Source organism: Frankia canadensis (assembly GCF_900197875.1).
Taxonomy (GTDB): Bacteria; Actinomycetota; Actinomycetes; order Frankiales; family Frankiaceae; genus Frankia; species Frankia canadensis.
Window position 1 is genome coordinate 15,334 of sequence record NZ_FZMO01000112.1, and the last position, 13,908, is coordinate 29,241.

The 13,908-nt window shown below is 71.0% G+C and carries 9 protein-coding genes and 1 pseudogene; 3 read left to right on the top strand and 7 right to left on the bottom strand.

Annotated features, from left to right (window positions below):
• Positions 1–68: 68 nt before the first annotated feature.
• Entirely contained in the window at positions 69–845 is a 777-nt protein-coding gene (locus tag C1A33_RS11145; RefSeq protein ID WP_101831440.1) for an alpha/beta fold hydrolase, read from the bottom strand.
• Between the two features lie 151 nt (positions 846–996).
• Here C1A33_RS11145 and C1A33_RS11150 point away from each other — a divergent pair, with 151 nt between their 5' ends.
• The 3 genes from C1A33_RS11150 to mdlC all read left to right on the top strand — a co-directional run bounded on the left by C1A33_RS11150 (position 997) and on the right by mdlC (position 4,401).
• Complete coding sequence (locus C1A33_RS11150; protein WP_101831441.1) at positions 997–1,362, top strand: YciI family protein; 366 nt, start codon at positions 997–999, stop codon at positions 1,360–1,362.
• Positions 1,363–2,583 (top strand): RNA polymerase sigma factor, encoded by a 1,221-nt coding sequence (locus C1A33_RS11155; protein ID WP_101831442.1) that lies wholly within the window; start codon positions 1,363–1,365, stop codon positions 2,581–2,583.
• A gap of 207 nt (positions 2,584–2,790) precedes the next feature.
• Positions 2,791–4,401, top strand: coding sequence for a benzoylformate decarboxylase (gene mdlC / locus C1A33_RS11160; protein ID WP_101831443.1), 1,611 nt, complete (start codon positions 2,791–2,793; stop codon positions 4,399–4,401).
• Positions 4,402–4,736: 335 nt separating this feature from the next.
• Here mdlC and C1A33_RS11165 read toward each other — a convergent pair whose 3' ends face one another.
• From C1A33_RS11165 to C1A33_RS11190, 6 genes and pseudogenes are all read right to left on the bottom strand, one after another.
• A complete protein-coding gene (locus C1A33_RS11165) occupies positions 4,737–5,681 on the bottom strand; it encodes a DUF5996 family protein (RefSeq protein WP_101831444.1) in 945 nt (314 codons plus the stop codon).
• Between the two features lie 543 nt (positions 5,682–6,224).
• Positions 6,225–6,647 carry a hypothetical protein gene (locus C1A33_RS11170; RefSeq protein ID WP_101831540.1) on the bottom strand — a complete coding sequence of 141 codons (423 nt, stop codon included), beginning with the start codon at positions 6,645–6,647 and terminating at the stop codon, positions 6,225–6,227.
• A 148-nt stretch (positions 6,648–6,795) separates the two neighbouring features.
• Positions 6,796–7,527 (bottom strand): annotated as a pseudogene (locus C1A33_RS11175) (IS5 family transposase); the annotation flags it as partial.
• 168 nt (positions 7,528–7,695) lie between these two features.
• Positions 7,696–8,886, bottom strand: a complete 1,191-nt coding sequence (locus C1A33_RS11180; protein WP_207770257.1) for an aromatic ring-hydroxylating oxygenase subunit alpha — start codon at positions 8,884–8,886, stop codon at positions 7,696–7,698.
• A 91-nt stretch (positions 8,887–8,977) separates the two neighbouring features.
• Positions 8,978–10,237, bottom strand: coding sequence for a glycosyltransferase (locus C1A33_RS11185; protein ID WP_101831446.1), 1,260 nt, complete (start codon positions 10,235–10,237; stop codon positions 8,978–8,980).
• Positions 10,238–10,535: 298 nt separating this feature from the next.
• Positions 10,536–13,829 (bottom strand): ATP-binding protein, encoded by a 3,294-nt coding sequence (locus C1A33_RS11190; protein WP_101831447.1) that lies wholly within the window; start codon positions 13,827–13,829, stop codon positions 10,536–10,538.
• Positions 13,830–13,908: the final 79 nt, after the last annotated feature.

Sequence of the window (13,908 nt, forward strand, 5' to 3'; positions counted from 1 at the left end):
CAGCCGGCCTGCGACCAACACCGCCGCGACCAGCGCCAGCGACGCGGTCGGTGGCGTTCGGCGGCTCATCACCGCCCTTCGGGTTCGTTCAGGAACGCCAGCAGCCAGGGCAGCGTCCGCCGCATCGCCGACGGGTCGCCCGCAGCGGCCATCCGCTCCCCGAGGTAGTCGCCGTGGACTCCCGGGACGATGAGCACGCGCGCGCCCGGCGTAATCGCCGCGAGGTTGACGGTGTGCTCGGTGCGGACGACGTCCTGATCGGCGCCGACGAACAACGTGGGCGCGGCCATCGCGGCCAGCTCCTCCGGTGCCCAGTCGGCGAAGTTCAGCATCTGCCGCTGGTCGAGTTCGAACAGCAGGCGCTCGTGGTCCGGGTCGTCGGGGTTGATCTCGCGGTCGGCCTCGCGATACGTGTCGGGCATCGCTGACACGTCCGCCCCGGCGGCGAGGCCGTCCCAGAACCCGTCGATCATGCCGTCGCGCCGGTACAGCGCCGACGCGACGATCTGCCGCCGGACGAGCTCCGGGTGGCGCATGGCCAGGCGCATCGCGGTGTTGCCGCCGTTGCTGAAGCCGAGGACGTCCACCGGGCCGATGTCGAGCCGGCGCAGCAACGCCGCCACGTCGTCGGCCGAGTGCTCGAAGCTGGCGGCCCGCTCCGGGTGGCTGGGGGTGTGCCCATGCCCCTGTAGCTCGACGGCGATCACCTGCCGGGTCGGGGCGACCTCCGGGATCAGCAGACCCCAGTTCGTCCCGATCGTGGAGCCGCCGCCGTGGATCAGCAGCAGCGGCGCCGTTCCGGGACGCGGGTCGCCGTGCACCTCGTGGTGGAGATCGATGGTCATCGGTGAGTTCCTTTTGTCGATTCCGTCGTCATGACAGAGTCGGAGCCGGCCTGCGAGCTTTGCGCCGGCCGCGAGCGCAAATCCCGCCGGCCGGCTCCGACCCCTGTGTGCGAGCCGCGACCGGCGCGGTAGCAGGAAAAGGAGTACGGACATGAAGTTCCTGTTGATGCTGCACAACAACCCGGCAGCCCTTGAGGCCCTCGACGCGGCCGGCCGGCAGGCGCTCCAGGACGGCCACGCGCGTTTCATCCAGGAGACGCAGCGATCCGGCGAGCTGATCGTGACCCAGGCGCTGCAGCACCCGTCCCGCAGCGCCGTCGTCCGGGTCCGTAACGGGCAGCCCGCGGTCACCGACGGCCCCTACCTGGAGACCAAGGAGTTCCTCGGCGGCTTCTACATGCTCGACGTCGCGGACCGCGAGCGTGCGCTCGAACTCGCCGCCGGCATCCCGGACGCCGCCATCGATGGCATGGGCGTCGAGGTGCGTGAGGTCATGTTCGAGGCCGGGCTGGACTGAGTGGTCACCCGCATCGAGGGGCTCCTGCGCGAGCTCGCCCCACACGTGCTGTCCGGCCTGGTCCGCCGGTACGGCCAGTTCGACGCGTGCGAGGACGCCGTACAGGAGGCCCTCGTCGCGGCCGCCACCTCGTGGACCGAGGACACCATGCCCGAGAACCCGAAAGGCTGGCTGCGTTCCGTCGCGTCGCGCCGGCTCATCGACGAGATCCGCAGCGACGCCGCCCGCCGGCGCCGCGAGGAGACCGCCGCCGCGCTGGCCGGCAACGCCCCCGAGGCGCCGTCGCCGGCCACCGAGACCGACGACACGCTGGCCGTGCTGTTCCTGTGCTGCCACCCCGCCGTCACACCCGCATCGCAGGTCGCGCTCACCCTGCGCGCGGTGGGCGGCCTGACCACCGAGGAGATCGCCGCGGCGTTCCTTGTTCCGCCCGCGACGATGGGGCCACGGATCAGTCGCGCGAAGGCGCAGATCAAGTCCGCCGGCGCGACGTTCGCGGTGCCGTCCGACGACGAGCGGGTTACCCGGCTCCCGGTCGTTTTGCAGGTGCTGTACCTGATCTTCAACGAGGGGTACACGAGCAGTGCCGGGCCGGCCCTGCACCGTCCCGATCTCGTGGACGAGGCGATCCGGCTGACCAGGCTGCTGCGCGCGGCGCTGCCCGGCGACGGCGAGGTCGCCGGCCTGCTCGCGCTGATGCTGTTCACCGACGCCCGCCGCGACACCCGGACCAGCGGGAGTGGCGACCTCGTCCTGCTCGCCGACCAGGACCGCGCCCGCTGGGACCGCACGAAGATTGACGAGGCGAACACGCTGATCAGCTCAGCGCTTTCGACCGCACCGCCGGGGCCTTATCAGCTGCAGGCAGCGATCGCAGGTGTCCACTGCGCGGCCGCGACGGTCGCAGACACCGACTGGGCGCAGATCGCCACGCTGTACACCGTCCTCGAGACGCTCGACCCGAGCCCGGTCGTGACGATGAACCGGGCGGTGGCAGTGGCCATGAGCGACGGCCCGGACGCCGGGCTGCGCCTGCTCGACACCGTCGGGTCGGACGCCAGGCTGCGGCGTGGCCACCGATACCGGGCGACCCGCGCGCATCTGCTGGACATGGCCGGCGACCGGCCCGGTGCGCGGGCGGAGTTCGCCGCGGCGGCCGCGACGGCGCAGAGCACCCCGGAGCGCGACTACCTGGAACGTCAGGCGGCCCGCCTTGGGTGATTGGTACGCGGCGACCAGCGCACGGCGGCCAACCAACCGCCTCGAACCCGTCGGGGCCGAGGCGCATGCGACTGAACCCGCTCGCCCCACGCGGGCGTGGCGGGCGCGGGAACCGGACGGTAACATCTGGCGACTGGCCAGTCACGGCCGGTCGCGCGACGATCGAACCGTCGTGGCGTCCAGCGAACGAGGCGGGGCTGCGTACCGATGGGCCACGGATCAACCGTTCACAGTGTGACGTACGACCTGCTCAGGTCGCTGGGCATGACGACCGTCTTCGGGAACCCGGGATCGACGGAGGAGCCGTTCCTGCAGAACTTCCCGGCCGACTTCACCTATGTCCTCGGCCTGCAGGAGGCCTCCGTCATCGCCATGGCAGATGCGTTCGCGCAGGTCACCCTGCGGCCAACGCTGGTGAACCTGCATTCCTCGGCGGGCGTGGGGAACGCCATCGGCAACCTGGTCACGGCTTACCATGGCCACACACCGCTGGTCGTCACCTCGGGCCAGCAGCACCGCGAGATGGTGATCGGCGAACCCTACCTGGGCAACCGCGACGCGACGACCCTGCCGAAGCCCTGGGTCAAGTGGGCCTATGAGCCGGCCCGCGCCGAGGATGTCCCCGCAGCCCTGATGCGGGCCTACGCGATGGCGGTGCAGCCCCCGGCCGGCCCCGTCTATCTCTCGATCCCGCTCGATGACTGGAACGTTCCGCTGGCCGGCCCGGCCGTCGTGCGTGGCGTGAGCACCCTCGTCGCGCCCGACGTCGAGAGGCTGCGGGGCTTCGCCGAGCGCATCTCCGCCAGCCGGCGACCGGCCCTGGTGTTCGGTCCCGACGTCGACCGGCGTGGCGGCTGGCACGCGGCCATCGCGCTCGCCGAGAAGCTGCGGGCATCCGTCTACGGGCCGCCGCTGCCGGATCGGATCTCGTTCCCGGAGGACCATCCTCTCTACCAGGGGCCGCTCGGGATCTCCCTGAAAGCCGTGAGCGACCGGCTCGGGGGGCACGACCTCGTGGTCGTTGCCGGCGCCGAGGTGTTCCGCTACTACCCCTATGTGCCCGGCGTCGTCCTGCCTCCTGGCACCGCGTTGCTGCACATCACGGACGACCCGGCGGTGGCCGCGTCCGCGCGCGCCGGCGACAGCGTGCTGGGCGACCCGCGGATCGCCCTCGAACTGCTCACCGAGCTGGTGGAGGAGGGCGCGCGACGCACACCCCCTGAGCCGGCGCGGCGCGCCAGGACCCTGCCCGAGGGGCCGAGCAGGCCGCTGACGGCGGCCGAGGTCCATGCGGCGCTGAACACGGCCCGCCCGCCGCACGCCGTCCTCGTCTACGAGTCGACCTCGACGATGGCCCTGCAGAACGAGTGGCTGCCGACGGTCGAGCCCGGCTCGTTCTTCGCGACGGCCAGCGGCGGCATCGGCTGGGCGGTGCCGGCCGCAGTCGGCGTGGCGCTCGGCGACCGGGCGCGCGGCGAACGCCGGCCAGTGATCGGGGTCATCGGTGACGGCTCCTTCCAGTACTCCGTGCAGGCCATCTGGACCGCCGCGCAGCACGAGTTGCCCATCGCGTACGTCGTCCTGCGTAACCGGGAGTACTCGGTGCTGAAGTCCTTCGCCGAACTGGAGAACGCCCCAGGCGTGCCAGGGCTCGACCTGCCGGGACTGGACATCGTGTCGCTGGCACGCGGCTTCGGCTGCCGGGGCGTCGACGTCGAGACCGTGGACGAGCTGGAGAAGGAACTCACCGCCGCGCTGGAGACCAACACCCCCACCGTGATCGTGGTCGAGACCAGGCCCCAGCACGCCGACCTCTGAGCCATGCCCCGCTCGCCAGGACCGTGTGCCAGCGGGCCCGGCCATCTTGAGGGGGTCGGGGCGACATCGAGCCGGCCGAGACGGAGCCGGATCTGTTTCCTGGGGCGCCGCCGGATGAGCCTGCCCGTCGAGCGCGTTGTGCGTGTCGGTTCTGAGCTGGGTGACCAAGCCGCGGGCGGTCGCGGTGCCGACTACCAGGTCTACGGAACGCCCGTTCGATTCGGCAGATGATCTAACGACCGGCGCCATCACTGGACATCATCCCTGGCCAAGGCCCGGGTAGCGACCGGCCGAACAGTGATTTCAGGGCCAGCCCAGGGCGGCCTGCGCGGTGTTCATTGCTGGCGCCGGTGGTCGCAACGGTGGAGGTCGGCCTCCAGCGCGCCCCGATCCCAGCCGGCCAGGTCGGCGGCTGCGGCGTAGGTGGTGTCCAGGAAGTCGGCGAGGACCTGGTCGGGGTTCGCGGCGGCGGCCACGGCTTCATACGGGAGCAGGAACTCGCCGCTGGGGCCGTAGTAGGCGGCGTCCGGGCGGACCGGATGGACAGCGTAGCCGGCCGGTTCGGGGTAGGCGTAGGCGTAGAATGCGCCTTCCTCGCCGCCGGGCCAGAATCCGCAACTGGCCAACTCGTGGGAGTAGCCCTCGCGCGTCACCCACACGGGGAGATTCGGGACTCCGCCGGGGTTGGGTGGGGCGGTGCGTCCGGAGAACCGGGTGCAGGCCATGTCCATGCCGCCCCAGAAGAAATGCACCGGGCTGGCCTTGCCGATGAACCGGGACCGGAACACCGTGATGACCCGGTTGGCCCGCAGGAGCTGGCGCCAGAATAGCTCGACCGCGTGCGGGTCGTAGGAGGCGTGCTGGTAGTCGTCGGCGAACGGGATGGCCGGATCGACCTCGTTGGGCCTGGCATGGATATGGGTTTGGATGCCCAGGTCATCCAGAGCCTGCATGGTTTCGGTGTAGAACTGGGCCACCGGTTTAGGCGCCAGCGCCACCTGCTGGCGGCGGCCGTCGCTGGTACGGATATGTAGCTGATGGTCGAGGAAGTCGAACTCGATGTCGAAATCCCCATTGCGGTACGGGATGGTCGAGGTGGTCAACCCGCGCGGGTTGACGTATAGGGTGACATGCCACCAGTGGTTGATCATCGGCGCATGCGCCATGCGGATCTTGCCGACGATCTGGGTCCACATGTGCAGCGTGTCCTTCGTGTCGCTCCAGTCCCGCAGCCGCAACCGCGGCCACACCTGCGTCTGCACTGTGCTCTGCTCGGTCATCGTTCCTCCCACGGATACCCGGCATCGTTCCTATTGATCAACGCCCACCGACGCGCACACGCCGGCCGGTAGGCGCGGTCGTCGCCGTGACGGGCGATCAGCCGGCGTCGACGCCTTGCCAGCCCGGTGAACATCCGCAGCGCGATGCGTTTGGGTATGAGCCGAACGCCACCCACCCCGTTAGGCGGGTCCGCATCGCGGCCATGATGAGCATCTGGGGGGTGCCGGGGGAGGAACCGGGCTCCCAATCCGGTGCATCCCGCCCCGGCCGGACTCCAGCCAGCGGGCCAGCGTGGAGTCCTGGCCGGGGCACTCTGGTGCGCGTCCGCGTCGGCGAGCGAGCGGGCCGGCCGGCCACACCGGCTGGGCGGGCGCCGAATGAGCTCAACGCCGCATCGACGAACAGGTCACGCAAGCATCTTTCCCACGGCTGCTGAACCCCGGCGCCGTCGAGGAATCCACCGTCCTGCCATTCCGACGCCCGGGTCGCCCCTTCCGTTCACCCCGACGTCACCAACCGGATCCGGGGAAATGAGAGGAGGATCAGGCGCGGGCGGCCGCAGCGTCGGCGCGGGCCAAGGTGGCGTCCAGGACGGCGTACTCGGCTTCTTCCACGGCGGAGATGGCGAAAGAGATCGCGCAGGCGGCGTCGTCCTCCGCGTACTCCGCACGCCGCTCGGCACGGTTGGCGTCGCGCTCCGCCTGCTTCTGTTGGACCTCGGCACGCACCTCGCTCACATGGTCCTTCCAGCGGTCCTGGATCTCGCTCCACCGACTGGAAGCCTCCTGGGTAACGTCCGCCGCCTTCTCGCGAAGCTCGCCCGCGCGCTGCTCGGCGTTGGCACGAGCCTGCTCGACTTTGGCCGCCAACTCCTCGCGGGTCTCGGCCTCGGCCGTGCCCGCGGCATCCTCGGCTGCCTTGGCGCGCCCTGAAAGGTAGGCCAGTTGCTCGGACAAACGGGCCATAGTGCTCACCCTTCCGCTGTCTTCCTGCACAATCACACGGCAGTTACGCTAACGCGGCTTCTCGGCTCACGCAGGTTGACCAACGACGGCGGCCGCCGCACCAGCATCCCCATTACCATGATATGGGGCCATCTATCGACCTCAACCGGCGGATGAGGGATTCGGCGTGGTCGGGGCGGCGTTCGTAGTCGCGGGCGTGCCGGCGGTGCCCGGTGATCCACGACGGAGTTCTCTCGACGACCCACCGGCGTGGCAGGACGGAGAAGCCCTTCTGTCCGGCGGGTTTACGCACCACCTGCACGGTGAGGGTCAGGATCCGGACAGCCCAGTCGACGAACGTGCCCGTGAAGCCGGCGTCGGCGAACACCAGCCGTAGCCGCCGGCCGGCGAAGAAACCGTCGAGCAGGAGCTGCCGGCCGCCGGCGGTGTCATGCGTGCTCGCCGGGACCACGAGCACGGCCAGCAGCAGGCCCATCGTGTCCACGACGACGAACCGCTTGCGGCCGTTGATTTTCTTGCCGGCGTCGTAGCCGCGGGAGGACGCCGGGACGGTGTCAGCGCCCTTCACCGACTGGGAATCGATGATCCCCGCGGTCGGTTCCGGGGCCCGGCCTTCCTGAGCGCGGGCCTGCTCCCGCAGCGCATCGTGAACACGTTCGGTCACACCCAGGTCGTGCCAGCGGGCGAAGTAGTAGTACACGGTCTGCCACGGCGGATAGTCCGACGGCAACGCCCGCCACGCACAGCCGTTACGCACCACGTACAGGATCGCGTCGACGACATCGCGCCGATCATGCTTCTCCCGGCGACCCACCACCGCCGGCGGCGGGAGCAACGGCCCGACCAACGCCCACTGCGAGTCCGACAGATCCGACGGATACCGATGACGAGGAGCACGCGCCATCCGTCCACCGTCAGCCCCCCGCCACCCCCAGCCGGCCATGATCCGACGAGTGCACCCCCATCGCACACCCCGCAAATCCAGCCGGATAGGCCAGGTCCAACGAGACACCAGATCGCTGTCCTCGCGCACCTCGACAGGCCCAGGTCATGAACGATGAGCAAGGTCCACTCTCCCTGGCTGCCCGGCTGGCCGTGGCTGAGCGCTCATCCTCGCGTCGAGGACCGAGTGACGGTGCTGGAGACCCGGCTCGTTGCGCCCGAAGACCAGTTCGGACCGCGCGCCCGAGGAAAGGTTCTTCTGGATTTCGACAGCGAGCTGATAGTCCTCGTCGCGGACTGTCGAGTGCGCGAAGTCGAACAGTCTTTCCGCGCCCGCCCGGGTGGTCTCGTCCGCAAGGTCCAGCTTTGAGGCGTTCTGGTGGCAGGTCACCGAGTGCCCGGGCCCGTTGCCGGGGTAGATCCGGAAGACCTCGCTGTTGGCGGCACTCGCCGAAACGACGATGTTGGGAAACAGCGCGTAGGCGATCGACAGGTTGTCCAGCGGCTGCCATTCTTCGGCGGACCGGTCCGCGAGGCCCGTGAGGTGCCGCAACGGAACGACCAGCCGATGGTGCGGGCCGAACGAGTCGAAAAGCGCGCAGTTTCCCAGGGCAAGCTGGGCGAACGTGTCGCGGTGCAGGGTGGAGAAGTGATAGCTCTCGGCGAAAGTGTCCAGAGCGAGCTTCCAGTTGATCGGGGAGTCGAGAACCCGCTCACCCACCGGCGACCAGTCGCCGATCCCCCACGAGGCAAGCTCCGGACCGAGCGGCCCCAGATGGGCCTCGATGTCCAGGGGCCCGTTCTCCGGCTGGAGGCCGACCCACAGAAACCCGGCATGCTCCGCGGCCGGCAGTTCCGTGAGGCCTGTTCCGCCGGCCGCCAGTGACGGGAAACCCTCACGGCCGGGCCCTCCGACGAAGCGGCCCGCAGCGTCGTACGTCCAGGCGTGGTACGGGCACACGAACCGTTCGGCTGTGCCGCAGCGCACCGCGACCGGTGCCTGGCGATGAGCGCAGATGTTGTGGAAGGCCCTGACGGTGCCGTCCTGACTCCGGGTCAGAAGCACGGGAACGTCCATCACCGTCTTCGTGCAGAAACTTCCGGCGGTCGGCAGCTCCGAGCGGTAGCCGACCAGCTGTGGCGAGCCGAAAAGGAGTTCGCGTTCACGTTCGAAACGTTGCTGGCTGGTGTAGGCATCGGCCGGCTGACGGCGTTCAGCCGGCTCCATGTCGGTTGTCCGGTCCATGGCGACTTTGAGCGCGCGCCGGGTGAGGTCCATGAGCTCGCTGCGGTCCATCGGTGGCTCCCTTGTACGGCGGCCGGGTCGTGGCCGGCCCGCCGGGTGATCGGTGGATTCTCCGGCCGATCGTGTCCGGGCCGGAGAGAAATCAGGACCTGTGGATCTTTTCGAGAACGTCGGCGGTATGGCTAGCCGCGTTCTCCGTCTTCAGCCGGGTGGCCAGCCGCGCTGCACGTTCCCGTGGTTCGGGGGCCAGCAGGGGGGCCGCGGCGGCGACGAGGGCCCGCTCGCTCATCTCGGGGAAGCGAAGGGATGCGCCGACACCGAGGCGTTCGAGCCGGGCGCCCCAGAAGGGCTGGTCGCCGATGACCGAGCACACGACGGTCGGCAGTCCGGCTGCGACGGAGGCCGCTGTGGTGCCGGCGCCGCCATGGTGCACGGCGATGCGGCAACGCGAGAGCACCGTGTCGTGGTCGAGGTCTCCGACGACGCACACTCGCCGGTCGGTGCTGACGCCGGTCGTGGCCCACGCCCCGCTCACCAGCGCGCGCAGCCCCAACCGGTCGGCGACCGTGCTGAGCAACTCGAGGATCCGGGGCGGATCCAGGACCGGCATGCTCCCGAATCCGAAGTACGCGGGTGGCTCACCCTCGTCCAGCCACTGGTCGACGGCGGGGTCGAGCTGGTGTTCCCCGAGCAGCCGGCGCTGCTCGGGCGACAGGGTGAGGAAACCGACCAGCGGGCGACGCTCACCCCAGTCGGCGAGTTCGGGCACCAGGAACCGGCTGTAGGCCTGGATCTCCGTCGAGCCGGCCCGCGCCAGCCGGCGTGGGGTGGGTTCCCGGGCCGGCCGCAGGCCCAGCCTCGCACGCAGCCGATTGACGTCGGCGGCGAGGACCCGCCACCCGGCGAGCTCGACCGCCGGATACATCAGGCGATTGACGACCCGCGGCAGCCGGCGGGTGCTGGCGATGAAGAAGGGGAAATCTCCGTTGGCCCGCATCGGCGCGTGGTGCAGACATGCCATCGGCACCCCCCGCCACTCCGCGATACAGGCCGCCTCGTCCTCGGTGGTGACACCGGACACGATGAGATCGGCGCCGGCGGAGATGTCCGCCATGGCGTCTGCGATACGTTCCGTCTGCTGGCGTTTGTACCGACTGAATCCGTTCATGATTTTCCACAGGTCACCTGAAGCCAGCCAGGCCCGTACCTCTTCCGAGCCCATGAACTCATGCGCGTCGATGCCGATCGACGCTGTGTCGAGTCCCATTCTGAGACCGAAACTGGCAAGGTCCCCGGGCACGCCCAACACCACCTCGTGACCGCGCCGGGCCAGTTCGGCGCCGATTATCGCCGCGGGTTGGGCATCCCCCCGGGTGCCCATCGCGAAGATTGCAACACGCACGGTGCAGCCTTTCCTCAGGAAATCCGACCAGCACGGTGGAGAGAAGGCCGGTACATGGGCCTGCGTCGCCGTTTTCGTGCTCTGAGGACATGGTGGCTTCGGTCGTGCTGTCCGGCGATCTCACCGGACGCATTCGCGCGGGGAACCGTCCGGAAACGCCGGTGCGGGCCCTTCGGCCGTGCAGGCGTGTCCGTGTCCGTGTCCGGTGCGGCCGGACGCCGGGCGCGCTGTCGCACGGAGAGTCTGCCCTCGCACGGCGGATCGGCTCAGGTGCGGATCGGCTCAGGTGCGGACCGTGTCAGGTGCGGACCGTGTCGTGTCTCATCAGGCCGGACAGCTGGGTTCGCGCCGTCACATCCAGCTTCCCGAACACGGCACGCAGACGGTGTTCGACGGTCTTCTCGCTGAGGACGAGCTCCCGGGCGACCTGACGGTTGGTGAGACCCGCGGCGACCAGCTTGGCGACGGCGAGCTCCGGGGTGGTCAGGCGGGATGCGTCCGGTTCCCGGCTGCGGCCTTGCCGAGGCGTCCATCCGCCGGCGACGAGCTCGTTCTCGCAGCGGTCCAGATAGGGGCGGGCGCCGAGCAGGCTGAAGGTGCCATGGGCGGCCCCGAGCTGCCTGACGGCGTCGGCGGGCCGGCCTGCCCTGCGCAGGAAGGCACCGTAGAAGTGGTGGAGCAGCGCCTGCTCGAACGGCAGGTCGACGTGTTCCCATTCGGCGAGGCCCGCACGAAAGGCCCTGTCGGCTGCGCTCGTGTTGTCTCGGCGTGCTTCCAGGTTGCCGCGGCTGCGGGCGGCGGCGGCCATCGTGGCGCGGCGCCCACGCTGTCTGGCTGCCGCCTCGAACCGGATCAGCACCTCCTCGGCCCGTCCGAGGTCACCGACCTCCACCAGCGCGTCGACCAGGGTGTCCTGCCACCCGGAGGTCCCGGGCTCGGCATCAAGGTCCAGCAGCCCGGACCGGACCGGCGGTTCGAGAGCCGCGACGATCTCGGCGGGTAGGCCACGGGCCCGTGCCAGGTGGGCCGTGGCGATGGCCGCGCTCGCGACCAGATAGGGAAACCCGCTTTCGGCGAAGGCCTGCGTCGTCCGGACGTGTTCCTCGGCCTGCACCCAGTGGCCACGAGCCGCGGGCACCAGGACGCCGACCTGATGGCAGTACGGGAGGAGAGCGCCGTCGTCGGAGTCGGCCATCAGCGACAACGCGTGATCGCAGTGGATCGCGGCATCGTCCCAGAGCCCCGCCCGGTACTCGGCCTGGGCGAGCGTGGTGGTGACCGACACCCGGAACAGGAGCGAGCGGCCCCGGCCGGCGGCCAGGACCCCGCCGAGGTCCCGGCGCGCGCCGGCGAAATCGTCGACGAGAGCGTGCAGGGAACCCCTGCCCGCGAGCATGTCCAGGTCAGCCATGGAGGCGACGGCGGGGTCCGGCAGGTCGGCGGCCGACTCGAGGACGGCGTCGAGATGCCCGCTCATCGCCAGCCCGCCCATCCGGATCTGCCCGATGAGGTCGAACGCCGCGTTGCCGGGGCTCAGCGCCAGCGCCCGCCCGGCCCACTCGGCGGACTCCGCGCCGAGGAGCTTCGTCTGGCAGAGGGCGGCGAGCCAGCCGGCGACCCGGGCTGCGAGCAGCGGGTCGGCGTCGGCACCACCGTCCGGGTCGCAGCGCTTCCAGGCGCTCCGTAGCCGGGTCTCGGCCTCGTCCGCGTCACCGCGCTGGAAGGCGAAGCGGCCCAGCAGGTAGTCACGCCAGGCGGTCGGCCGGAAACCGCGAACCTCACCGACCTTCCCGAGCGGATCAGGCACGTCACCCGCCAGCAGCTGGCAGTCCGCCGCTTCCAGCGTCAGCTGCTCGTAGTCGGTGCGCGACGGGGCGAGCCGGGCGGCGGCGGACAGCTGGTTCGCGGCGGCGGCCCACGCCCCCGCGGTCGCCTGCTCCCGGCCCAGCCTGGCCAGCTCCAGGGCCAGCCCGCCGTCCGGCCCGGTGGCGGCACGGGCCAGATGGTGCAGCCGCAGGGCCACCTCCTCAGCGAGAGCCGCCGCACGGATGTGCAGCTCGGCGCGGCGCGCCGGGCCGGCCTGCTCGTAGATCGCGGCGTGCACCAGCGGATGCGGGAACCGAAGACCCCACGCGACCGGCCGCTCCATCAACAGACCCGCCGCGATCGCCTGCTCCAGGGCGGGCAGCGGCTCGTCCACCCCGCCGACGGCGGCGGCCTGGGCCAGAGTGGGATGCGCCCCGAGGACGCTGGCCGCGGTGGCCAGCTCCCGGCCCCCGGCCGGCGCCGCCGCAAGCCTCGCCACGACGAGCATCGCGAACGAGCGCGGTACCGGCAGCGGCACGTCGAGATTGTCGAAGGCCTCCGCCGGGACCTCCTCGAGCAGCGCCCGGGCGTGCAGTGGATTGCCGCCAGTGTGGGCTCGCAGGCGGGCGCACGCCCGCCAGGACAGCGGCCCGGTGACGTGCGCGGAGCTCAGGGCCCGCAGCTCGGTGTCGTCCAGCCCCTCGAGCAGGAGGCGGACGGTCCGCTCGTCCATCAGCAGCCGGCGCAGCCCGTCCGGAAGCCGCGCGTCCACCAGATCCCGGACCATCATCAGGGCGAGCACCCGGTCGGCCCGCAACCGCCGCAGCGCGAACGTCAGCGCCTGCAGGGACGGCCGATCCGCCCAGTGCGCGTCGTCGACGACCAGCACGACCGGGCCGGACCGCTGCAGCTCGCCGAGCAGCTCGACCAGAGCCGCGCCGGCGACCAGCGGATCGGGCGACGGGCCGCGGATGGATCCCGCGGGGCCGGTCAGCTCACCCGGACCGCTCGGGGAGGGCTGGTCCGCTCGGAGGACCCGGGCCGCCTCGGCGGTCAGCTGGTCGAGCACCCCGAAACTGAGACCCGTCTCTTCCTCCTCGCCGCTCGCCCACAGCACGGCGCCGGCATCCGCCTCGCCGAGGAGATGACGGACCAGGGCCGTCTTGCCGATTCCCGCCGGGCCCTCCAGCAGCGCGACCCGCGGCCGCCCGCCGTGGACATCGGCGACCGCCCGGCGCAGCTGACGCAGCGCCTCCGGCCGCCCCACGAACGACGCCGGCCCACCATCCACCAGCAGTGCGTCCGGTATGGCGCCAGCCGCCAGGCCGGATCCCGGACCCGGCCGACCCGGCCGCAGGTCGGACACCGAGGCCGGTCCCGGGTCGGCGGCCTGCGGCTCGATCCGGGCCAACCGCCGGGCCGCCTCCGTCGCCGAGCGGTTGACGCTGCGCAGGCCGGCCATCCTGATCAGCAGGTCGCGGTAGGCGTCGTCCCAGCGCTGCCGGTCCCCCAGATCGTCAGGCAGCGGCCGACCGGACTCCTGCGCGACCCGGATACAGGTGTCGACGAACACCTCGAGGTGATCCTGCGTGGGCCGCACCGGCCGGCTTCTGCTGATCATTCCGTCGACGGTGCTGCGTTTCAGGCGCAACGGCGGTTCCCCGGGCCGCCGTCGGGGGGTCTTCGCACTGGCGGCCACCAGATCCCGGATCGACAGACCCGCGGCATCCCGCAGCGCCCGCAACCGCTCCGCGAACTCCGGCCGGGGATCCGGCGCACCACCCACCAAAACCCCCCGCCCGAGGCATCCCTCGGGTGTCCGGCGGCGCCGGACACCCGAGGGATCACGATAACTCGCACCGTGA

Bases quoted from the DNA above. Each gene is read 5' to 3' on its own strand.
- C1A33_RS11170 (WP_101831540.1), bottom strand. From the start codon at position 6,647: ATGGCCCGTTTGTCCGAGCAACTGGCCTACCTTTCAGGGCGCGCCAAG.
- C1A33_RS11145 (WP_101831440.1), bottom strand. From the start codon at position 845: ATGACCATCGATCTCCACCACGAGGTGCACGGCGACCCGCGTCCCGGA.
- C1A33_RS11180 (WP_207770257.1), bottom strand. From the start codon at position 8,886: ATGGACCGCAGCGAGCTCATGGACCTCACCCGGCGCGCGCTCAAAGTC.
- C1A33_RS11165 (WP_101831444.1), bottom strand. From the start codon at position 5,681: ATGACCGAGCAGAGCACAGTGCAGACGCAGGTGTGGCCGCGGTTGCGG.
- C1A33_RS11150 (WP_101831441.1), top strand. From the start codon at position 997: ATGAAGTTCCTGTTGATGCTGCACAACAACCCGGCAGCCCTTGAGGCC.
- mdlC (WP_101831443.1), top strand. From the start codon at position 2,791: ATGGGCCACGGATCAACCGTTCACAGTGTGACGTACGACCTGCTCAGG.